This is a genomic window from Micromonospora sp. NPDC004540, assembly GCF_040610095.1.
In the GTDB taxonomy this organism is placed as follows: Bacteria; Actinomycetota; Actinomycetes; order Mycobacteriales; family Micromonosporaceae; genus Micromonospora.
This window is the reverse complement of sequence record NZ_JBEXLR010000020.1, coordinates 45,413-66,477: the sequence shown is the minus strand read 5'-3', so window position 1 is coordinate 66,477 and position 21,065 is coordinate 45,413. Positions and strand designations below refer to the sequence as shown.

General features: G+C 74.1%; 18 protein-coding genes. 9 read left to right on the top strand and 9 right to left on the bottom strand.

Annotated features, from left to right (window positions below; all coding sequences use genetic code 11):
- Positions 1-6: 6 nt before the first annotated feature.
- On the bottom strand, positions 7-1,035 hold the full coding sequence (gene ligD / locus ABZV78_RS10130; protein WP_355637188.1) for a non-homologous end-joining DNA ligase: 1,029 nt from the start codon (positions 1,033-1,035) through the stop codon (positions 7-9).
- A 47-nt stretch (positions 1,036-1,082) separates the two neighbouring features.
- On the opposite strand from ligD, the gene msrB reads away from it, so the two are divergent.
- Positions 1,083-1,493 (top strand): peptide-methionine (R)-S-oxide reductase MsrB, encoded by a 411-nt coding sequence (gene msrB / locus ABZV78_RS10125; RefSeq protein ID WP_107078418.1) that lies wholly within the window; start codon positions 1,083-1,085, stop codon positions 1,491-1,493.
- Between the two features lie 21 nt (positions 1,494-1,514).
- Here msrB and ABZV78_RS10120 read toward each other — a convergent pair whose 3' ends face one another.
- On the bottom strand, positions 1,515-1,790 hold the full coding sequence (locus ABZV78_RS10120) for an isoamylase early set domain-containing protein (RefSeq protein ID WP_355637186.1): 276 nt from the start codon (positions 1,788-1,790) through the stop codon (positions 1,515-1,517).
- 156 nt (positions 1,791-1,946) lie between these two features.
- Here ABZV78_RS10120 and ABZV78_RS10115 point away from each other — a divergent pair, with 156 nt between their 5' ends.
- The 3 genes from ABZV78_RS10115 (at position 1,947) to ABZV78_RS10105 (ending at position 5,097) form a co-directional block, all read left to right on the top strand.
- Positions 1,947-2,207: a Prokaryotic metallothionein gene (locus ABZV78_RS10115; protein WP_355637184.1), complete on the top strand. Its 261-nt coding sequence runs from the start codon at positions 1,947-1,949 to the stop codon at positions 2,205-2,207.
- Positions 2,208-2,251: 44 nt separating this feature from the next.
- Positions 2,252-2,701 carry a GNAT family N-acetyltransferase gene (locus tag ABZV78_RS10110; protein WP_355637182.1) on the top strand — a complete coding sequence of 150 codons (450 nt, stop codon included), beginning with the start codon at positions 2,252-2,254 and terminating at the stop codon, positions 2,699-2,701.
- A gap of 83 nt (positions 2,702-2,784) precedes the next feature.
- Entirely contained in the window at positions 2,785-5,097 is a 2,313-nt protein-coding gene (locus ABZV78_RS10105; RefSeq protein ID WP_355637180.1) for an N-acetylmuramoyl-L-alanine amidase, read from the top strand.
- A 61-nt stretch (positions 5,098-5,158) separates the two neighbouring features.
- On the opposite strand, the gene hemQ is transcribed toward ABZV78_RS10105, so the two are convergent.
- Genes hemQ through hemE form a run of 3 tightly spaced genes read right to left on the bottom strand, consistent with a single transcriptional unit; the run spans position 5,159 to position 8,371 of the window.
- Entirely contained in the window at positions 5,159-5,860 is a 702-nt protein-coding gene (hemQ, locus tag ABZV78_RS10100; protein WP_355637178.1) for a hydrogen peroxide-dependent heme synthase, read from the bottom strand.
- On the bottom strand, positions 5,857-7,266 hold the full coding sequence (hemG, locus tag ABZV78_RS10095) for a protoporphyrinogen oxidase (protein WP_355637176.1): 1,410 nt from the start codon (positions 7,264-7,266) through the stop codon (positions 5,857-5,859). The genes hemQ and hemG overlap by 4 nt, the downstream gene beginning before the upstream one ends.
- A 13-nt stretch (positions 7,267-7,279) precedes the next feature.
- Positions 7,280-8,371: a uroporphyrinogen decarboxylase gene (gene hemE, locus ABZV78_RS10090; RefSeq protein ID WP_355637174.1), complete on the bottom strand. Its 1,092-nt coding sequence runs from the start codon at positions 8,369-8,371 to the stop codon at positions 7,280-7,282.
- Positions 8,372-8,531: 160 nt separating this feature from the next.
- Here hemE and ABZV78_RS10085 point away from each other — a divergent pair, with 160 nt between their 5' ends.
- The gene (locus ABZV78_RS10085) at positions 8,532-9,104 is read left to right on the top strand and encodes a DUF3000 domain-containing protein (protein WP_355637172.1); all 573 of its coding nucleotides are present in this window, start codon (positions 8,532-8,534) and stop codon (positions 9,102-9,104) included.
- Between the two features lie 68 nt (positions 9,105-9,172).
- Here ABZV78_RS10085 and ABZV78_RS10080 read toward each other — a convergent pair whose 3' ends face one another.
- Together ABZV78_RS10080 and ABZV78_RS10075 are read right to left on the bottom strand one after the other, a co-directional pair.
- Positions 9,173-9,994, bottom strand: a complete 822-nt coding sequence (locus ABZV78_RS10080; protein WP_355637170.1) for a hypothetical protein — start codon at positions 9,992-9,994, stop codon at positions 9,173-9,175.
- 124 nt (positions 9,995-10,118) lie between these two features.
- On the bottom strand, positions 10,119-11,642 hold the full coding sequence (locus tag ABZV78_RS10075; protein WP_355637168.1) for a trypsin-like peptidase domain-containing protein: 1,524 nt from the start codon (positions 11,640-11,642) through the stop codon (positions 10,119-10,121).
- A gap of 208 nt (positions 11,643-11,850) precedes the next feature.
- Here ABZV78_RS10075 and ABZV78_RS10070 point away from each other — a divergent pair, with 208 nt between their 5' ends.
- From ABZV78_RS10070 to ABZV78_RS10055, 4 genes are all read left to right on the top strand, one after another.
- Positions 11,851-13,173 carry an HRDC domain-containing protein gene (locus tag ABZV78_RS10070; RefSeq protein WP_355637166.1) on the top strand — a complete coding sequence of 441 codons (1,323 nt, stop codon included), beginning with the start codon at positions 11,851-11,853 and terminating at the stop codon, positions 13,171-13,173.
- A gap of 189 nt (positions 13,174-13,362) precedes the next feature.
- Complete coding sequence (locus tag ABZV78_RS10065) at positions 13,363-14,559, top strand: thiolase family protein (protein ID WP_355637164.1); 1,197 nt, start codon at positions 13,363-13,365, stop codon at positions 14,557-14,559.
- On the top strand, positions 14,556-16,625 hold the full coding sequence (locus ABZV78_RS10060) for a 3-hydroxyacyl-CoA dehydrogenase NAD-binding domain-containing protein (protein WP_355637162.1): 2,070 nt from the start codon (positions 14,556-14,558) through the stop codon (positions 16,623-16,625). The genes ABZV78_RS10065 and ABZV78_RS10060 overlap by 4 nt, the downstream gene beginning before the upstream one ends.
- A gap of 274 nt (positions 16,626-16,899) precedes the next feature.
- Complete coding sequence (locus ABZV78_RS10055; RefSeq protein ID WP_355637160.1) at positions 16,900-17,763, top strand: hypothetical protein; 864 nt, start codon at positions 16,900-16,902, stop codon at positions 17,761-17,763.
- A gap of 63 nt (positions 17,764-17,826) precedes the next feature.
- On the opposite strand, the gene ABZV78_RS10050 is transcribed toward ABZV78_RS10055, so the two are convergent.
- On the bottom strand, positions 17,827-18,213 hold the full coding sequence (locus ABZV78_RS10050) for a VOC family protein (protein WP_355637158.1): 387 nt from the start codon (positions 18,211-18,213) through the stop codon (positions 17,827-17,829).
- A gap of 211 nt (positions 18,214-18,424) precedes the next feature.
- A complete protein-coding gene (locus tag ABZV78_RS10045) occupies positions 18,425-20,965 on the bottom strand; it encodes a malectin domain-containing carbohydrate-binding protein (RefSeq protein ID WP_355637156.1) in 2,541 nt (846 codons plus the stop codon).
- Between the last annotated feature and the right edge of the window lie 100 nt (positions 20,966-21,065).

The following is a 21,065-nucleotide window of genomic DNA, read 5'->3' as shown; positions in this document are numbered from 1 at the left end:
CCCTGGTCAGGTGCGGGGCCGGTCGCGGTCCTTGGAGGGCTGCACCCGCTTCGGCTCGCCGGGCATCTTCGGATACTCCGGCGGGTAAGGCATGTCCCCCTGGCCGGCGGCCGCGTCCCGCTCGGCCCACTCCAGGAGCGGGGTGATGTCCCACGGCGCGTCGTCGACGCCGGCGTGCGGGTCGCCCCGCTCGGCGAACCGGGCCGGCACGCTGCCCAGGTGGAAGTCGTCCGGGTCGACGTCGGGCAGCTCGTCCCACTCGACCGGGGTGGAGACGGTGGCCCGTCCGTTGGCCCGCAGCGAGTACGCGCAGGCGATGGTGCGGTCGCGGGCCATCTGGTTGAAGTCCACGAAGACCCGGCTGCCCCGCTCCTCCTTCCACCAGGCGGTGGTGACCAGCTCGGGGCGGCGCCGTTCCAGCTCCCGGGCCAGCGCGATGGTGGCCCGGCGCGCCTCGACGAACGTCCAACGCGGCTGGATGCGCAGGTAGACGTGCACACCCCGGCCGCCGGAGGTCTTCGGCCAGCCGGTCACGCCCAGCTCGTCCAGGAGCCCGCGCAGCTCACCGGCGGCGGTGACCGCGTGGGTGAAGTCGGTGCCCGGCTGCGGGTCCAGGTCGATGCGCAGCTCGTCGGGGCGGTCGACGTCGGCGGCGCGCACCGGCCACGGGTGGAACACCACCGTGCCCATCTGCGCGGCCCAGGCCACGTGCGCCAGGTCGGCCGGACACAGCTCGGCGGCCTTCCGGCCGCTCGGGAAGCTGATCTCCGCGGTCGCCACCCACGGGGGCACGCCCCGGGCCGGCACCCGCTTCTGGAAGAACGCCTCCCCCTCGATGCCCTCCGGGAAGCGCTGCAGGGTGGTGGGCCGGTCGCGCAGGGCCCGCATGATCCCCTCGCCGACCGACAGGTAGTAGTGGAAGACGTCCGCCTTGGTGAAACCGCGCTGCGGGAAGATCACCCGGTCGGGGCTGCTCAGCCGTACGGTGTGCCCGGCGACCTCGATCTCCTCGACTGCGGCCTTGCTGCCAGCCATTGGGCGACCCTATGCGATGCCACCGACGGCCGACGTACGGTTGTCCGGTGAGTCTTTCCGACAATGAACTGCCCCGCACCGAGGACGAGTGGCGGGTCCGGCTGAGCCCGGAGGAGTTCCGGGTGCTCCGCGAGGCCGGCACCGAGCGGCCGTGGACCGGCGAGTATGTCGACACCAAGACCCCCGGCGTCTACCACTGCCGGGCCTGCGGGGCGGAGCTGTTCCGCAGCGAGGACAAGTTCGACTCGCACTGCGGCTGGCCGAGCTTCGACGACGCCATCCCGGGCGCGGTCAAGGAGATCCCCGACAACACCCTCGGCATGCGGCGGGTCGAGATCCGCTGCGCCCGCTGCGACAGCCACCTCGGGCACGTCTTCGAGGGCGAGGGCTTCACCCCGAAGGACACCCGGCACTGCGTGAACTCGATCTCGGTCCGGCTGGAGCCGCGACAGGGCTGACCCGCGACGCCGCCGGGGCGGTCAGAGCAGCAGGCGGCTGCCCTGCTCGTCGACCGCGTCGGCGGCGTCGTCGTCCAGCCAGACGCCGCCGGTGGCCAGGTAGCGGAAGCGGTACTCGCCCGGGCCGAGCCGCACCGTCACGGTCCGGGTGCCGTCCCGGCGGGTGACCAGCTCGTGCCGGCCGGGCTGCCAGTCGTTGAAGGAGCCGACCACGCTGACCGTGCCGGGCGGGGTGTCCCGCGGCAGGCAGAAGGTGACCCGGGTCTGGTTGCCGAAGAGCTTGTTGCGCTTGATCACGGATCCTCCGGGGGTTCGAGGGCGGTCACCAGGGCTAACGCGCGACACGCCGGGGGCGACTCGCCGTCGAGCCGGATCAGGTTCGCCGGTTTCGGTTGCCGGGGCGTGTCCGCTCGCCGACCCTGGGATGACGGGTCCGTTTTCGGGGGGTTTCTGATGGCTACGTGTGAGGTCTGCGGCAACGACTACTGGATGGCGTTCGAGGTGCGCACGGTCAACGGGGCCACGCACACCTTCGACTCCTTCGAGTGCGCCATCCAGAAGATGGCACCGATCTGCGAGCACTGCCAGACCAAGATCGTCGGGCACGGCGTCGAGGTCTCCGGCCGGTTCTTCTGCTGCGCCCACTGCGCCCGCGCGGTCGAGGGCCCGCAGGGCGCCGAGGTGCGCGACGCGGTGGGCGCCCGCCCCGCCTGAGCGCTCCCCGCCGAGCACTCCGGAGACCGGCCTACCATCGCGGGATGCCTACCGAGTCCCACCTGGCCGGCTTCGCCGAGCTGGACGCGCGCACCTTCCACGACCTGCTCCGGCTGCGCATCGACGTGTTCGTGGTGGAGCAGTCCTGCCCGTACCCGGAGCTGGACGGCCGGGACGTCGAACCCGGCACCCGGCACCTCTGGCTGACCCGGGACGCCGCCGTGGTGGCGTACCTGCGGATCCTGGCCGACCCGGGCGGGGTGGCGCGGATCGGCCGGGTGGTGGTGGCGCCGGCGGCCCGCGGCGCGGGCCTGGCCGGCGCGCTGATGACCGAGGCCCTGGCGGTGGTGGGCGACCGGCCGTGCGTGCTGGAGGCGCAGACCCACCTGGTCGACTTCTACGCCGGCCACGGCTTCGCGGTCAGCGGCGCCGGCTACGTCGAGGACGGCATCCCGCACACCCCCATGCGGCGGGAGGGTCGCGCCGCCGCCTGAGCGGACATTGACGGCGGGAGGTAACGACATCCGCGGTGACTACGCTCAACCCTCCGGTGAGACCGCTTCGGAGGGACATGAGGGTGAGACTGACGGGGATCCGCTGGAACGGCCGGACCGCCGGCATCGCGGCGGCGCTGGTCGCGACCACCGTCGCCGGCACCGCGGGCCTGGTGGCCGTCGGCGTCGACGACGGCTTCGCCGAGTGGGCGGAGGGTTCGGCCACGGCGAAGCTGCACACGGTGGCCTTCCCGGCCGCGAACGGCCGCGAGGTGACGATCCCGCGGCGGGACACCGAGCGCTTCGCCATGATCGGGGTGACCTGGACGAACCCGGAACTCGACTTCCGGGGCTCCATCTCGGTCCGCACCCACGCGGTGGGCGGCCGCTGGTCGTCCTGGATGCCGCTGGAACTCGACGGCCACCTCCGGCCCGAGCCCGGTTCCCCGGCGGCGAAGACCGGCCGGGCCCGCGGCGGCTCGGACCCGCTCTGGGTCGGCCTGTCCGACGGCGTCGAGGTGCGCGCCGAGGCGGCTTCCGGTGACGCCGCCTCCGACCGGCTGCCCGACGGCCTCCGCCTTGAGCTGGTCGACCCGGGCCAGGTGAAGCGCCGCAAGGCCGGCGCGGCCGGCCTCGGTGGGACCCGCCCGGAGCGCCTGCGGCCGGTCGCCGAGGTGCGGGCGCTGGAACCCACCCCGACCGAGCCGGCACCGACCGCCACCACGACGACTGCACCCGCGCCGACCGAGACCACCGCTCCGGCGGAGACCACCGCGCCCGCGCCGACGCAGACCACCGCCCCGGCGCCCACGCAGACCACCGCGCCCGCGCCGACCACCACGTCGGCCCCGGCGCCCACCACCAGTGCACCCTCCGCGCCCGCCACGGTTGAGGAGCCCTACCAGATCCCCGTGCCGACGGTGGTCACCCGCGCGGCGTGGAAGGCCGACGAGTCGATCGTCACCGACCCGCCGTCGTACGGGACCTCGGTCAAGGCGTTCTGGGTGCACCACACGGCCGGCACCAACGACTACAGCTGCGCCGACTCCGCGGCCATCGTCCGGGGCATCGAGATCTATCACGTCAAGAGCAACGGCTGGAACGACATCGGCTACAACTTCCTGGTCGACAAGTGCGGCGTGGTCTTCGAGGGCCGCAAGGGCGGCATCGACAAGCCGGTGATCGGCGCGCACACGTACGGCTTCAACACCGACACCTCGGCGATCGCCGTTCTCGGCACCTACATCAGCACCGGCATCCCGGCCGCGACCCAGGACGCCATCGCGCACGTCGCCGCGTACAAGCTCGGCCTGCACGGCAACGACCCGCTCGGCAAGGTGACCCTGACCTCCGGGGTGTCCGACGGCAAGTTCCCCCTCGGCCAGCAGGTCACCTTCAACCGGATCGGCGGGCACCGGGACGCGGTGGCGACCGAGTGCCCGGGCGACACGCTCTACGGCCAGCTCGGGGTGATCCGCAGCAAGGCGGCCAGCATCTACGGCCTGACCCTGACCGGCATGACGGGGAACCGGAACGGCACCACCTACCACGTCCGGAGCACGGCGAACGTGACCTGGTCGGTGAGCACGCCGAGCGTCCTGATCTCGCACTTCGAGGTGCTGGTGGACGGGGTGGTGGCGGCAACCGCCCCGGGCACCGCCCGCTCGGCGGGCATCCGCCTCCAGCCCGGCTCGCACACCGTCCAGGTGCGCGGGGTGCACGCGCTGGGGCGTACCGCGGTGAGCGCCGGGCAGGCGGTCATCTCGGACCTCACGGCGCCGACCTTCACGCAGGCCCCGACCCTCTCCCTTCGTACCGGCACGGCGAGCAGCACGGTCGTGCCGGTGACCCTGAGCTGGCGGTCGGCCGACAACGTCGCCGTCCACTCGGTCCTGCTGACCGCCCCGACCAGTGGCAGCTACGCGGCCAGCGGCAGCTACAACACCACCACGAAGCCGAGCGTCGCCACCACCTGGTCCATGCGGGCCGCCGACTGGTCCGGCAACACCGCGACCTCCTCGGCGACCTGGACCCCGGTCTTCAGCGCGGAGACCAGTGCCGCCCGCACCGGCACCTGGTCCACCTACAGCGGCAGCAACTACCTGGGCGGCTCGGCGCTGACCTCGACCACCGCCAAGGCGTCGCTGGCCTGGACCGTCACCGCCCGGTCCGTGTCTTTCCTGGCGACCCGGACCAGCACCTCGGGCCAGGTGGAAATCTGGGTGGACGGCGTCCGGCAGACCACGCTGGACCTGAGGTCCAGCACCACCCAGTACCGGCAGGCGGTGTGGGCGAAGACCTGGACCGGCAGCGCCCAGCACACCGTGAAGATCGTGGTCGTGGGCACCTCGGGCCGCCCCAGGGTCATCACGGACGGCCTGGTCCTGATCCGCTGACGTAGCCGACGACGGGCCTCGGAGGATCCTCCTCCGGGGCCCGTCGCGCTGATCGGGCTCCTCAGACCAGGCAGGTGACCAGGTCGGCGATCGAGCGGCGGCGGCCCGTGTAGAAGGGGACCTCCTCACGCACGTGCCGGCGCGCCCGGGAGGCCCGCAGGTCGCGCATCAGGTCGACGATCCGGTGCAGCTCGTCGGCCTCGAAGGCGAGCATCCACTCGTAGTCACCGAGCGCGAACGAGGCGACCGTGTTGGCCCGCACGTCCGGGTAGCCGCGGGCCATCTTGCCGTGCTCGGCCAGCAGCTCGCGCCGCTCGGCGTCGGGCAGCAGGTACCACTCGTAGGACCGGACGAACGGGTAGACGCAGACGTAGGCCCGGGCCTCCTCGTCGGCCAGGAACGCCGGGATGTGGCTCTTGTTGAACTCGGCCGGCCGGTGCAGCGCCATCTGCGACCAGACCGGGGTCAGCGCCCGGCCCAGCGTGGTGCGCCGGAACCGCAGGTAGGCGTCCTGGAGCGCGTCGCTGGAGGACGAGTGCCACCAGATCATCAGGTCGGCGTCGGCGCGCAGGCCGGCCACGTCGTAGGTGCCGCGGATGGTGACGTCCTTGCCGGCCAGCTCCTCGAAGAGGGACTCGACCTCGGCGACGACGTTCTCGCGCAGCGACGGGAGGGGGCTGGTGGCCCGGTACACCGACCACATGGTGTAGCGGATGGTCTCGTTGAGCTCCCGCAGCCGGGCCGCGTTGGTCTGCTCCGTCATGCTGCCGATCCTCCCAGTGCAGTGATGATCTCTTCGGCCGCCGTCTCGCCCGAGCGGACGCAGACCGGGATGCCGACGCCGTCGTAGCCGGCCCCGGCCAGGGCAAGCGTCGGATGGGCGGCGCGCAGCGCCGCCCGGGCCGCCGCCACCCGGCCGAGATGGCCGGGGGTGTACTGCGGCAGGGCGCCGCCCCACCGCTGCACGTGCCGGGCCACCGGGGTGGGCAGCGGCGCGCCGAGCACCTTCGACAGCTCCCGGTGCACGGTGGCGACCAGGTCGTCGTCGGTGAGCTGGAGCGAGGTCGCGTCGCCGTACCGGCCGACCGAGGCGCGCACCAGGGCGAGCCCGTCGGGCCGGCGCAGGTGCCCCCACTTCGTGGTGAAGAAGGTGGACGCCTTGATCAGCAGCCCCTCGGTGGCCGGCACCAGGAAGCCGGACAGCTCCGGCAGCTCCGGCTCGGGCAGGGCCAAGGTGACCAGCGCGACGCTGGCGTAGTCCAGCCCGCCGACGATCGTCGCGACCTCCGGTGCCGGGCCGGCCAGCAGCCGGGCGGCCGGGCGGGCCGGCACGGCGAGCAGCACGGCGTCGGCCTCGACGAACTCAGGATCCCGGGTGGGGCCGACGGTGAGGCGCCAGCCGGTCGGGGTGCGGTGCAGCTCGCGGACCGCGGCGTCCCGGCGGATCGTCGCCCCGCTCTCCCGCGCCGCCGCCTCGACCAGCGTGCTCAGGCCGCCGGCCAGGGTGCCGAAGACCGGCGCGCCGGGGGCGCGGGGCGCGGCGGCCTGCGCGGCGCGAACCGCCCCGACCAGGGTGTGCTCGACCCGGGCCGCCCGGGCCAGGGCCGGCATGGTGGTGACCAGCGAGAGGTCGTCGGCCCGGCCGGCGTAGACGCCGCCGAGCATCGGGTCGACCAGCCGGTCCACCACCTCGTCGCCGAGCCGGTCGCGGACCAGCGCGCCGACCGACACGTCGGCGTCCGGCGGGAGCAGCGGCGCGCCGCCGTCCCGGTCGGCCGCCGCGGCCGGCTGCGCCACGGCCGCCACCCGGTCCAGATCCCCGGGTACGCCCACCAGGGTGCCGCCCGGGACCGGGCGCAGCCCCCCGTCGACCACCAGGGCGGCCTGCCCGACGGTGGGGTGCACGATCGCCCCGGCCAGGCCGAGCCGGCGGGCCAGGGTCACCGCGGCCGACTCCCCGCCGGCCGGGTCGCGCATGAGGAACGACTCGGCGCCGAACTCGACCGGGCCGCCGGCCAGCTCACCGGTGCGCAGCTTGCCGCCGAGGCGGTCGGACTGCTCGTACACGGTGATCTCGGTGCCGGCGGGGGCCCGGTCGCGCAACCGGACGGCGGCGGCCAGCCCGGTGATCCCGCCACCGACGATCGCCACCCGCCACGGTCGCGCCATGGTCGTCCCTCCCTTACGCGGCCGGCCGCGCGGACAGCTCGTGCACCAGCGCGACCACCCGGGTCAGCACCTCGGGGTCGGTCTCCGGCAGCACGCCGTGACCGAGGTTGAACACGTGACCGGGAGCGGCCCGCCCCTGGTCGAGGATCCGGCGCACCTGGGCCTCGACAACCTCCCACGGGGCGAGCAGCACGGCCGGGTCGAGGTTGCCCTGCACGGCCCGCTCCGGGCCGATCCGGCGGGTCGCGACGTCCAGCGGCGTACGCCAGTCCACGCCGACCACGTCGGCGCCGGCCTCGCCCATCGCGCCGAGCAGCTCGGCGGTGCCCACGCCGAAGTGGATCCGGGGGACGCCGGCGCCGGCCAGCCCGGCGAGCACCTGGGCCGAGTGCGGCAGCACGTAGCGGCGGTAGTCCGCCTCGGAGAGCGCCCCGGCCCACGAGTCGAAGAGCTGCACCGCGGAGACCCCGGCGTCGACCTGCACCCGCAGGAACGCCAGCGTGATCTCGGCAAGCCGGGCGCAGAGCGCGTGCCACAGCTCCGGGTCGCCGTACATCATCGCCTTGGTCTTCGCGTGGGTCCGCGACGGACCGCCCTCGACCAGGTAGCTGGCCAGGGTGAACGGCGCGCCCGCGAAGCCGATCAGCGGGGTGTCGCCCAGCTCGGCGACGAGCAGCCGGACGGCCTCGTCCACGTAGGACACGTCGTCCCGGCCGATCGGGTTGATCCGCTCGACGTCGGCGGCGGTGCGGACCGGCTCGGCCACCACCGGGCCGGTGCCGGGCACGATGTCCAGGTCGACCCCGGCGGCGGCCACCGGCACCACGATGTCGCTGAACAGGATCGCCGCGTCGACCCCGTGCCGGCGGACCGGCTGGAGGGTGATCTCGGTGACCAGCTCGGGGCGGCGGCACGACTCCAGCATCGGCACGTTGGCCCGGATGTCGCGGTACTCCGGCAGCGACCGGCCGGCCTGGCGCATGAACCAGACCGGGGTGTGCGGGCCCGACTCGCGCCGGCAGGCGCGGACGAAGGGCGAGTCGGCCGGCCCGCCGCGGCGGGGTTCTCCGTCTCGGGCGGCAGTGCCCGTGGTGTCGGTGGTCATCGCGGCAATCGTGCCACGCGTCCGGGCGGCCCCCGCCGCCACCGTCACCTTTTGTGACCGGCCACCCTCCGGCGTCCGGCGCGGCCCGGCGCCCATGATCGTGACCGTCCGCCCGGCGCGCCGTCACACCGTGCCGGGCGGCGCGGCATAGGCTGCCGTCATGGCCCCCCCGATCGCGCTCCCGGAAACCTTCGCCCGCGCGGTCGCGGGGTTGCGATCGGTGACATGCCGCCCCGAGATCGTGCTGGAGGAGGTCGGCGCCCCGCAGCGCCTGGCCCCGTACGCGTTCGCCCTCTCCGCCGCGGTGCTGCGCGAGGACGACGAGGTGGCCACCGGGCGGCTCATCCTGCTGCACGACCCGGCCGGGCACGAGGCGTGGCAGGGCACCCTGCGGCTGGTCACCTACGTGACCGCCGAGCTGGAGGTCGACCTGGCCAGCGACCCGCTGCTGCCCGGGGTCGGCTGGACCTGGCTGACCGACGCCCTCGACGCGCAGGAGGCCCGCTACCGGGCCGCCGGCGGCACGGTCACCCAGACGCTCTCCACCCGGTTCGGCGAGCTGGCCGGGCCGCCCGCCGCGGGCGACATCGAGATCCGTGCCTCCTGGACGCCGCTCGGCGCCGACCTGGCCCCGCACCTGCTCGGCTGGTGCACGCTGCTGGCCTCGACGGCCGGCCTCCCCCCGCCCGGTGTGACCGCGCTGCCCACCCGCCGCCCCGCCGGCGCCGCCTGACCCGTTCCGCGCCGACAGGCGACGGGCCGCCCCGGGGTTGTCCCCGGAGCGGCCCGTGCCGAGTCGGCTCAGAGGTAGTTCTCGGCCTCGTCGCAGACCTTGTCCAGCCCCTTGTTGGCGCGGTCGAAGGCCGCCTTGTCGCCCCGGGACGCCGCCGCGATGGCCGTGGTCAGCTTGTCCAGGCAGCTCGCGATGACCTTCTTCTGCCGGGCCTGCTCGTCCCGGTCGTTCTTGGTGCCGGTCAGGTCCTGCTCGGTGTCGGCGAGCTTGTCGCGGACCGTCTGGAGGTCGCCCTTGAGCTTGTCGATCTCCTGCCGGTTCGCGGTGATCGTGCCGTCCCGCTGGCTGACCTGCTGCTCGGCCTTGTGCAGCTTGCCGTTGGTGGTGACATAGAGGCCGGTCATCACGCCGCCGAGGACCAGCAGCAGCCCGGCCACGATGGCCAGGATCAGCGCGGCCCGCCCCTTGCCGCCGCCCGCCGCCGCGGGCGCCCCGTAGGGCGGCACCGGGCCGGGCGGGGCCGACATCGGGTAGCCCGGCGCGGAGACCGGCGGGGCCGACATCGGCTGCGGGTAGCCGGGCACGGAGCCGGCGCCGGAGACCGGCGGGACGGAGGTCGGCGGGGCCGACATGGGCCGCGGGTAGCCCGGCGCGGAGACCGGAGCGCCCGACGGCGGGACCGGGGCGGCGCCCGGCGCGTACTGCCCGGGCACCGGCGTGGTGGGCTGCGGCAGGGTGGGCTCGGGCTGGGCCGCGCCGTACTGCGGGGGCTCGGGCTGGGCCGGCCCGTACTGCTGGGGTGCGGGCTGGCCCCCGTACGGGCTGCCGTACACGGTGCCCCCCGGCGGCTGCGGCGGGTAGCCGCCCGCTCCGGTCGGTGGCTGGGACATGTCTCTTCCTCCAGGTTTGCTGGTCCCCCGCGGGGTGGCCCGTAGGGCCGGGGTATGGGGTCGGCGTGGTCGGGCCTACGCCTCGACGGTGCGGGACCGGGTCAAGCCACCGGCGGCGCGCCGCTCAGCAGAGCTTGAACCGGTCGCACGCGGTCTTGATCGGCACCGCCAGGCCGATGCCCTCGGCGTCCCGGGCCTTGGCCGTGGCGATCCCGACGACCTCCTTCGAGCCGTTGATCACCGGCCCGCCGGAGTTGCCGGGGTTGATCGGCGCGTCGAACTGGATCACCGGACCCGAGCCGCCCTCATCCTTACGGAACGCGCTCACCACCCCGGTGGTGACGCTGTCCTGGAGGCCGAGCGGGGCGCCGACCACCACGATCTGCTGCCCGGACTTGACCGGCGTACGCGCCGCGACCAGGCCGGTGAACTTGGCGGTGGTGCGCAGGTGGGCGAGATCCTTGTCCTTGTCGACCTGGACGATGGTCGCCTCGAACCGCTGGTCGGTGCGCTCCAGGAAGACCTTGCGGCCGCCGCCCGCGAAGACCGACTCCACCACGTGGAAGTTGGTGAGCAGGGTGGTGCCGCCCCCGGACGGCGCCTTGCCGATGGCGAAGGCCGTGCCGGTGAACTGGCCGGCCCGGACCCGGAACACGCTGGGCAGCACCGCGCTCGCCACGGCCTCCGGGTTGAACGCGGCGCCGGCCTGCTTCTCCAGCGCCCCCGCCCGCTCCTCCAGGCCGTCGAGCCGGCCGGCGTCCGCGCCCTGCGCCTCGGCCAGCCGCCGGTCGGTGGCGGCGAGCCGGTCGCCCAGCCGGTGGATCTGGTACGCCTGCACGCCCGCCACCAGGGCCAGGATTCCGGCCAGGAGGAGCGCCACCACCGGCAGCCGACGGCCCCGCCCGGACCCCTCGGGGTGACCGGTGGACGGAACCGGCAGCGCCGACCCGGCGACGGGCTGCCCGGGATAGGCCGGCCCGGACGTGGTCTGCCCGGGGTAGGCCGGGCCCGAGGTGGGCTGGGTCGGGAAGGCCGGGCCGGACGCCGGGGCGGGGTAGGCCGGGCCCGAGGTGGGCTGGGTCGGGTAGGCGGGCGGTCCCGAGGGTGCGGGCGGGGCGAGGGGGTTCGAGGCCGGCTGGGCGGCGCCGGGCTGGCCGGTGAACTGTCCGGGGACGGTCGGCTGCCCCGGCGCGGCGCCCGGCGGTGCCGGCGGCCAGCCGTCGGGGGTGCGCGGACTGGGTGCGGCCGGGCCACTCCACTGGCCGCTGTTCGGCGGCGGCGACCACGTGGCACGGGCTGCCGGCTGGTCGGTGCCCGGCGCACCGGGGGCGGCGTCGAAGCCGCCAGCGGGCGCGAAGCCGGCGCCGGCGGGTGCGGACCCGGAGGCGGCGGGCACGGAGCCGAAACCGGTGGCCGGTCCGGTCGGGGCGCTGCCAGGCGGGAAGCCCCCGGCGGGCGCGCCCGGGAGGTTCGCGGTCGGCGCGCTGGGGTAGCCGGCCGGCTGGCCGGGGACCGCGGCGTGGCCGGTCGGCGGGACGATGCGTGGCGGCAGGGGCCCGGGCCGGTCGGCCCCGGCCCGCCACTGGTCGGCCGTCTCGTCGCCGTCCTGCCCCGGTACGCCGTCGCCGGCCCCGTAAGCGCCCGTCATGATCCTGTCCTCCCCCGTAGCCGCACCGACGCCCTCGCGGCCCGCGGCTCGATGGACCGTACCTGCGTGAACGGGGTTTGTCTCCCCCGTTGTCCGACCCTGCCATTCCGGCGCAACCCGACCCTGTCACGACATCTTCCGGACATCCCGCCGACACGCGCCCGACCGGCTGCGCACACCGGATCGCCCGGCGCACTAGGGTTGTCAGGTGACCGACGAACCACCCCTGCGCCGTCGGGCCGCCGAAAGCCGTACGGACGAGGCCTCGCCGCATCCGTCGTCGGCCGCGCCGGAGCCGGCGGACGCGGGGACCGAACCCACCGCCGGCGGGCCCGTCCCGCTGACCGCCCCGCGCGAGGGCACGCCCGCGCCGGTGGCCACTTCGAGCGAGCTCGACGAGGTCGTGGCCCGCTTCGCGGCCGGCACCGGCCCGGTGGCCCTGGACGCCGAGCGTGCCTCCGGCTACCGCTACAGCCAGCGCGCCTACCTGGTGCAGCTGCGCCGGGCGGGCTCCGGCACGACGCTGATCGACCCGCTGCCGCTGCCCGACCTTACCGCCCTCGACGACGCGATCGCCGAGGCCGAGTGGGTGCTGCACGCCGCCAGCCAGGATCTCGCCTGCCTCGCCGAGCTGGGGCTGCGCCCGCGCCGGCTGTTCGACACCGAGCTGGCCGCCCGGCTGGCCGGCTTCGAGCGGGTGGGCCTGGCCGCGCTGACCGAGCAGCTGCTCGGCTACAGCCTGGAGAAGCACCACTCCGCGGCGGACTGGTCGAGCCGGCCGCTGCCGGAGTCCTGGCTGACCTACGCGGCGCTGGACGTGGAGCTGCTGGTGGACCTGCGCGACGCGCTCGACGAGGAGCTCGACAAGCAGGGCAAGTCGGCGTGGGCGGCGGAGGAGTTCGCCGCGCTGGTGCGCAACGGCGCCCGCCCGCCCCGGGTCCGGGCCGAGCCGTGGCGCCGCACCTCGGGCATCCACCGCGTACGCGGCGCGCGGGCGCAGGCCCGGGTCCGCTCGCTGTGGTACGCGCGGGACCAGATCGCCGCCCGGCGGGACGCCGCTCCGGGCCGGGTGCTGCCGGACTCGGCCATCGTGGCCGCCGCCGAGCTGGACCCGAAGGACGAGAAGACCCTGCTCACCCTCCCCGGCTTCGGTGGCCGCTCGGTGCGCCGGTTGGCGCGTACCTGGCTGGCGGCCCTCGACGACGCCCGTCAACTGCCGGACGATGCCCTGCCGGTGAGCCCGGTGGTGGAGGGTCCGCCTCCGCCGCACCGGTGGGCGGAGCGGGACCCGGTGGCCGCCGGCCGGCTGGCCCGCTGCCGGGAGGTGGTGGTCGGCACCGCGGGCGCGCACAACCTCCCCCCGGAGAACCTGATCGCCCCGGACTACGTCCGCCGCCTGGCCTGGCAGCCCCCCGAGGAGATCACCGACGACACGGTCGCGGAGGTCCTGCGCACCTTCGGCGCGAGGGAGTGGCAGATCGGCCTCCTCCTCCCCGCCCTGACCCGGGCCCTCCACCTCCCGGCCTCCTGACCCGGAACCGCAGGTTGATCATGAAGTTGGCGGCAGTTTCGGAGATCGAGATCGCCGTCAACTTCATGATCGACTGAACCAGGGCACTCGCGGGCAGTGTGGGGTTGGCCACACGGGGGGTGGTGTCGGGGTTGGTTACTGGCGAGTAGCATCCGGTGCAAACGCCAGTGCCGGCTAGGGAGGCTCTCAGTGCCCCGTGAAGTTCGGGATGTCGTCTTCGTCGACGGCGTCCGCACCCCGTTCGGCAAGGCGGGTGGCATGTACGCCAACACCCGCGCCGACGACCTGGTGATCCGCTGCATCCGCGAGCTGATGCGGCGCAACCCGCAGCTGCCGCCGGAGAAGGTGGAGGAGGTCGCCATCGCGGCCACCACCCAGATCGGCGACCAGGGCCTGACCATCGGCCGCACCGCCGCCCTGCTGGCCGGCCTGCCCAAGACGGTGCCCGGCTTCGCCATCGACCGGATGTGCGCCGGCGCGATGACCGCCGTCACCACCGTCGCCAGCGGCATCGCCATGGGCGCCTACGACGTCGCCATCGCCGGCGGCGTCGAGCACATGGGCCGCCACCCGATGGGCGAGGGCGTCGACCCCAACCCGCGGATCATCGCGGAGAAGCTGGTCGACCCGTCCGCGCTGGTCATGGGCGCCACCGCGGAGAACCTGCACGACCGGGTCCCGCACATCACCAAGGAGCGCACCGACGCGTTCGCGCTCGCGTCGCAGCAGAAGACCGCCAAGGCGTACGCCAACGGCAAGCTCCAGGGCGACCTGGTGCCGGTGGCGATCCGCGACCCGGAGGCCGGCTGGGGCCTGGCCACCACCGACGAGGCTCCCCGGGAGACCTCGCTGGAGAAGCTCGCCACCCTCAAGACCCCGTTCCGCCCGCACGGCAAGGTCACCGCGGGCAACGCGGCCGGCCTGAACGACGGTGCCACGGCGGCCCTGCTGGTCGCCGAGGAGACCGCCCGCGAGCTGGGCCTGCCGATCGGCATGCGGCTGGTGTCGTACGGCTTCGTCGGCGTCGAGCCCGAGGTGATGGGCGTCGGCCCGATCCCGTCGACCGAGAAGGCGCTGCGCATCGCCGGCCTGAGCATCGACGACATCGGCCTGTTCGAGCTGAACGAGGCCTTCGCGGTGCAGGTGCTCGCCTTCCTCGACCACTTCGGCATTGCCGACGACGACCCGCGGGTCAACCCGTGGGGCGGCGCGATCGCCATCGGTCACCCGCTCGCCTCCTCCGGCGTCCGGCTGATGACCCAGCTCGCCCGGCAGTTCGCCGAGCACCCCGAGGTCCGCTACGGCCTCACCGCCATGTGCATCGGCATCGGCATGGGCGGCACCGTGATCTGGGAGAACCCGCACTGGGAGGGTGGCAACAAGTGAGCGCGCTCGCCGCACCGAACGAGGTCGTCACCAAGGCGCTGCTGCGCCAGGTGGCCGTACCCGGGCTGGACCGTCCGGCCGCCCTCATCACCCTGGACAACGGCTTCGACCACACCAAGCCGAACAGCTTCGGCCCGGGCGGCCTGACCAGCCTGGACGAGGCGATCACGGCCGCCCTGGCGGCCGACCCGGCGTTCATCGCCGTCACCGGCAAGCCGTACATCTTCTGCGTGGGCGCGGACATCACCAGCCTGCCGCAGCTGGAGAGCCGCGAGCAGGCGCTGGAGATCGGCCGGCTCGGCCACCGGGTCTTCGCCCGCCTCAAGGACAGCGCGGTCCCGACCTTCGCCTTCGTCAACGGCGCGGCGATGGGCGGCGGCCTGGAGCTGGCCCTGCACTGCCACTACCGGACCCTGTCGGCGGGCGCGGCGGCCCTGGCGCTGCCCGAGGTCTCGCTCGGCCTGGTCCCCGGCTGGGGCGGCACCCAGCTGCTGCCGAACCTGATCGGCATCCCGGCCGCGACCCAGGTGATCCTGCAGAACCCGCTGATGCAGAACAAGATGCTCAAGCCGAAGCAGGCGGCGGAGATGGGCATCGCGGACGTGCTGCTCGAGCCGGCCGACTTCCTGGAGCGATCCCTGGAGTGGGCCGCCGGGGTGGTCAAGGGCGAGGTCACCGTGACCCGGCCCGAGGTCGACAAGGACATGTGGGCGGGCGTGCTCTACTTCGCCCGGCAGACCCTCGACCAGCGGCTGCACGGGGCGGTCCCGGCCGCCTACAAGGCACTGGACCTGCTGGAGACCGCGAAGGACGCCGACTTCGCCGCCGGCACCGCGGCCGAGGACGAGGCCCTGGCCGACCTGGTCTTCTCCGAGGAGCTGCGCAGCGGCCTGTACGCCTTCGACCTGGTGCAGCGGCGGGCCAAGCGGCCGGCCGGCGCGCCGGACAAGGGCCTGGCCCGCCCGGTCACCAAGGTGGGCATCGTCGGCGCCGGCCTGATGGCCAGCCAGCTCGCCCTGCTCTTCGCCCGCCGCCTCCAGGTGCCGGTGGTCATGACCGACCTGGACCAGTCCCGGGTGGACAAGGGCGTCGGCTACGTGCACACCCAGATCGAGAAGGCCGTCAGCAAGGGCCGGATGGACAAGGGCACCGCGGCCAAGCTGTACGGCCTGGTCAGCGGCTCGGTCGACAAGTCCGTCTTCGCCGACGCCGACTTCGTCATCGAGGCGGTCTTCGAGGACCTCGGCATCAAGAAGCAGGTCTGGGCCGAGCTGGAGAAGATCGTCAAGCCGGAGGCCGTGCTGGCCACCAACACCAGCTCGCTGTCGATCACCGAGATGGCCGCCGACCTGGAGCACCCCGAGCGGGTGGTCGGCTTCCACTTCTTCAACCCGGTCGCCGTGCTGCCGCTGCTGGAGATCGTCCGCGGCGAGCGGACCGACGACGCCACGCTCGCCACCGCGTTCGCGGTCGGCAAGCAGCTGAAGAAGTCGAGCGTGCTGGTCAAGGACGCCCCGGCGTTCGTGGTCAACCGGCTGCTGACCCGCTTCCTCGGCACCGTCTTCGCCGCCGTCGACCAGGGCACCCCGCTGGACGTGGCGAACAGCGCGCTGGACCCGCTGGGCCTGCCGATGCGCCCGCTCGCCCTGCTCCAGCTGGTCGGCCCGGCCGTGGCCTACCACGTGGGCGGCACTCTGCACGCCGCGTTCCCGGACCGGTTCGGCGTCAGCGAGAACCTCAAGCGGATCGCCGACTCGGGCCAGCCGATCGTGGTCGACGACCAGGTCAACGAGGAGGTCGCCAAGCTGCTCGTGGTCGGCGACCAGCCGCTCACCGCCGAGCAGGTCCGGCAGAACGCGCTGGACGCGCTGGCCGAGGAGATCCGGCTGATGCTCGACGAGGGCGTCGTCGCCGAGGCGCAGGACATCGACCTGTGCATGATCCTCGGCGCCGGCTGGCCGTTCCACCTGGGCGGCGTCACGCCGTACCTGGACCGGACCGGCACCTCCGAGCGGGTCACCGGCCGGCGGTTCCTGCCGCGCGGCGTCGCCAGCCTGCGCGGCTAGCCCCGCTCCGCTCCGCCACGATCGCGGTGGTCGGCCGTCCCGTGGGACGGTTCGGCCACCGCGATCGGCGTTTCCGCGCCGCCCGGTCCCGGGCGGGGCGGCGGCGGCCCGGGCGGTCACCGGCCGGACACCCTGCGCCCACTTCCGCGACATCGCTCGGCCGGCCCGGTCACGACCCGGTTCCGGTTTCGTCACGTCGGCAGCGGCCGGACGGTGCCGTGTCGGTGTCGCTCGCTACGATCACGCGTCCGGATTCAACACAGGAGCTGACACCATGTCCCAGCCGCCGTCCAGTCCCTACCCCGGTTCCTACCCCCCGCCCCACCAGCAGCCCGGTGGCTACCAGCCGCCGCAGCAGCCCCAGTACGGCGGCGGCTACCCGCCGGCTCCGCAGCAGCAGCCCCAGTACGGCGGCGGCTACCCGGAGAGCGGCCAGCCCGGCCAGCAGTACGGCGGCGGCTACCCGCAGCCCGACCAGCCCGGCCAGCAGTACGGCAGCGGCTACCCGGAGACCGGGCAGCCCGGCTACGGCGCCCCGGCCCCCCTGCCGCCGAAGAAGAAGTCGAGCGCCGGCAAGATCCTCCTGATCGTCCTGGCCGTCGTGCTGGTGCTCTGCGTCGGCGGTGGCGCCGCCATCTGGTTCGCCGCCAAGGACGAGGTCGGCGACGTGGTCACGGCCACCAAGACCCGCCTGGTCGAGCCCCCCACGCTGGCCGGCCGGGCGAAGGTGGACCAGCCGGAGCTCAAGGCCGCCGCGACCCAGATGAAGTCCGAGATCGCCAAGGACGTGCCGAACGCCACCAGCACGGTCGGCGCGTTCTACGGCGATCCGGCGAAGAAGGACCTGGTCATGATCGCCGGCGCGTCCGGCGTCATCGCCGACCCGAAGAAGGAGATGGCGGACGCCATCACGGCGATCACTCCCGAACTGGGCGCCAAGGAGTTCAAGACGGTCGAGGCCGGCCCGCTGGGCGGCGACGCCAAGTGCGGCGACGGCAAGACCGAGGACGTCCCGGTGGCGGTCTGCATCTGGGCCGACAAGGGCAGCCTCGGCATGGTGGTGGTCTACTTCAAGTCCGCGGCCGAGATCCAGTCGGAGTTCGTCACCATGCGCGGCGAGATCGAGAAGCAGGACTGACCCCGCGGATCCGGAGAACCGGGCCCCCGCCCTACGGCGGGGGCCCGGTCCCGTTTTCACCGGTCAGGCCGACGCGGCCCGCTCCGCGGGGCTGCGGCAGACGCAGAACTCGTTGCCCTCGGGGTCGGCCAGCACCACCCAGCCGGTGCCGTCCGGCCGGCGGCGGTCGGCGACCAGGGTGGCCCCGAGGTCGCGCAGCCGCGCCACCTCCTCGTCCCGGGTCCCCTCGGCCGCGTGCACGTCGAGGTGGAACGCGCCCTTGCCGTGCCGCTCCCCCACCGAGACGAAGAGCAGGTCGGGGCCGTGGCCGTCGGGCGCGACGAGGACCGCCTCCGGGTCGCCCGGGTGGTCGTCGTCGTGCAGCTTCCGGTCGAGCACCCGGGCCCACCAGCTGGCCAGGGCGTACGGGTCGTCGGTCTCGACGGTGACGCAGTGGATCTGTGCACTCACGGTGCTTCCTCCTGGATCGGAGTGCGCCCCGCCGGAGTGAGAGAGGTCAGCGGCGACTGCGGGGCGCGGGACGGTTCACGGTGGACATCGACCACACCCCCTTCCACGTCTCGGGCTGACGCCGCTGATCATGTCACCACACGGCGGTGGGGACAAGGCCGGCCCGGCCCCCGCGAGGCGGGACCGGGCCGGCCGGTGCGAACTCCCCGGGTCACGGGCCGACGAAGACCGCCTTCGCCCGCCAGTCGACGCCGTCGACGGCCGGGCCGCTGCGCACGGTGAACGCCGCGACCGGCGCGCCGCCCGCCCAGTCGGTGGCCGACAGCTCACCGGTGCTGCGGTTGACCTTGTAGAGGGTGGTGCCGGCCAGGAACACCGACCCGGCGTCGGCGAAGCCGCTCGCTCCGGCGACGGTGAACTTCTCCGCGCCCACCACGCCGCTGTCCGGGGTGAACCAGCGCCAGAACAGGCCGCCCTGCCCGGCGAGGCTGTAGTAGAGCCGTCCGCCGCTGTAGAACATGCCGGTGACGTTGGGAATCTCGGGATAGAAGTTGTTCGTCACCCCGGCGTACGTCTGGCCGGCCGGGCCGGAGTCCGTCTCCACCGCGTCCCAGTAGGCGTCGTGGTACGGGTCGACCGCCGACGCGGCGCCGAACGTGGACCCGTTGAAGGTGCGCCGCCACAACGACCCGTTCATCCCGTAGAAGAGCGTGCCACCGACCCAGAACGCGCCCCGCGCGGTGGACCACGCGGTGCCGTCCGGGACGGCCACGGGGCCGGCCGCACCGACCGTCGTGACCCCGTCGTAGGACCGGACCTGCACCTCGTTCCCGGTGCCGGCGGGCGGGGCGCCGGTCTTGACGATCTCGATGCCGTCGACCAGCGGGTTCTCCACCACGTGCCGGAAGTCGAGGTCGACGGAGCCGTCGCTGACCACGGTGAACGACCGCATGGTGCCCACGTTGTGCCCGACGCTCGCGGAGAGGTCGAGGTCGTCCAGGACGGTCGTCCCCTCCAGGGCCACGTCGAAGACCCGGGAGCCGGCGGCGGCGGTGCCGTCGTACCGGTTGGCCAGGTAGAGCCGGACCTGCACCTCGGTGCCCGCGGGCACCGGGAACTGCCAGCTCATCTCCGGGTCGCCGGCGGGATCCCAGCGCTCGTCGCTGTAGAGCGCGGCCGGGGCGCCGGCCGGCACGGTGGCGTCCACGCCGCCCACCGGCGCGAAGCCGGCGGTGCTGCTGCCGCCGTTGTGGTACGGGCTGGGGTTTCCGCCGTCGTCGGCCGCCCAGTCCGGCCCGTTGTCCGTCGAGGCGACCAGCGGGCCGCCGGCGTTGACCCGGTGCAGCACGTTGGTCGACGCCGGGACGCCGGCCTGGTACACGTTGCCCGGAAGGGTGGCCGTGGTGGTCGGGTGCGGCGCCGCGCCGCCGGTCAGCGGGAAGAACGCGATCCGCTCCCGGCGGTACTGGAAGTTGCCGATCCACGAGGTGTCCGAGCCGACCCAGAGGCCGGCCGGGGTGACCAGCATCTCGGAGGCGCCGATGCCGCGCGGGTGCCGGCCCGGGTTCCAGGAGAGCGGCAGGCCGGTGCGCGGGTCGAGGGCCGCGATGCTGGCCCGGCCGACCGCGCCCGCCTGGGCGGAGTCGCCGCCGAAGCTGTTGTTGAGCCAGCGGAAGTGGCCGCCGACGTAGACCGCCTGCTCGCTGATGCCGACGGAGAGGTAGGTGTCGCCGCCGGTGTAGTCGACCCAGGTGGGCTGGAGGTCCGCCCCGGTGGCGTCGGCCTCCCAGCGGGCGGCGGCGTCGCAGAGCGTGCCGCCGTTCGGCGCGCCGGTGGTCACGACCACGAAGTAGCTGCCGTCCGGGGCGAACGCGAGGTCCCGCATGTACGAGTCGAACGCCCACCAGGCGCAGCGCGGGGTGTACCGGCTGGTGTTCCAGTCGGCCACGGTGGCCGCGGTGGCGCCCAGGTCCAGCTTGACGATCTGGTCGTGCAGCACCCCGTCGGCCTTCTTGAAGTTGCCGATCACCACGAGCTTCGTGCCGTCCGGGGAGACGGCCAGCTTCTCGGCCCCGACGCCGGCGTTGGCGCCGCTGACCCCGTCGTAGTTGTGGTGCTCGGTGAGCGCCGTGGTGAGGTAGCCGTCCACCGCGCCGGTGCTCGCGTTGAGCGAGGCGAGGCCGCCGCGCGGGTTGGGGTTGCCGGCCGTGGTGAAGATGCCGCCGACCAGCAGCCGCCCGCCGACCAGGGCGACGTCGTTGACCAGCCCGTTGAACGCCGGGCCGGCGAAGCTGGTGACCACCGCGCCGGTGGCGACGTTGAGCAGCGCCACCTTGCGCCGGGTGACCCCGTTGACGGTGTTGAACTTGCCGGCCACGAAGACCGTCCCGGCGGTGGGCCCGGCGACCACCGCGTACACCTCGTTGTCGACGGTCGGTGCGAAGGCGGTGTCGACCGTGCCGGTGGCCTTGTCGAAGGCGAGCAGGTAGTTGCGCGTGATGTCGACGTCGGACCCGCGGTTCTGCACGCGGGTGAACGAGCCGGCCACGATGATCTTCGTGCCGGCGTCGTGGATCGCGTTGACCGTGCCGTCCATGATGTCCGGCGAGGCGGTGGAGGGTGTCGCTTTGACCAGGGTGGTGTGGTTGGGCGCGGCGGCGGCGGGGCCGGCCGGGGCCAGCCCGGCGGCGGTGAGCGCGACGGCGGCGAGGGCCGCGAGGACGCGGCGGGTGCGGGCCGAGGGGTGGGTCACGGGCAGCTCCGGGGGCTGATGTGGACAGACGTGTCGCAGCAATCACCCTGGGCCACCGGTCACGCGCCGTCCAGCACCGGCCACGCTTTCTGCCCGACCA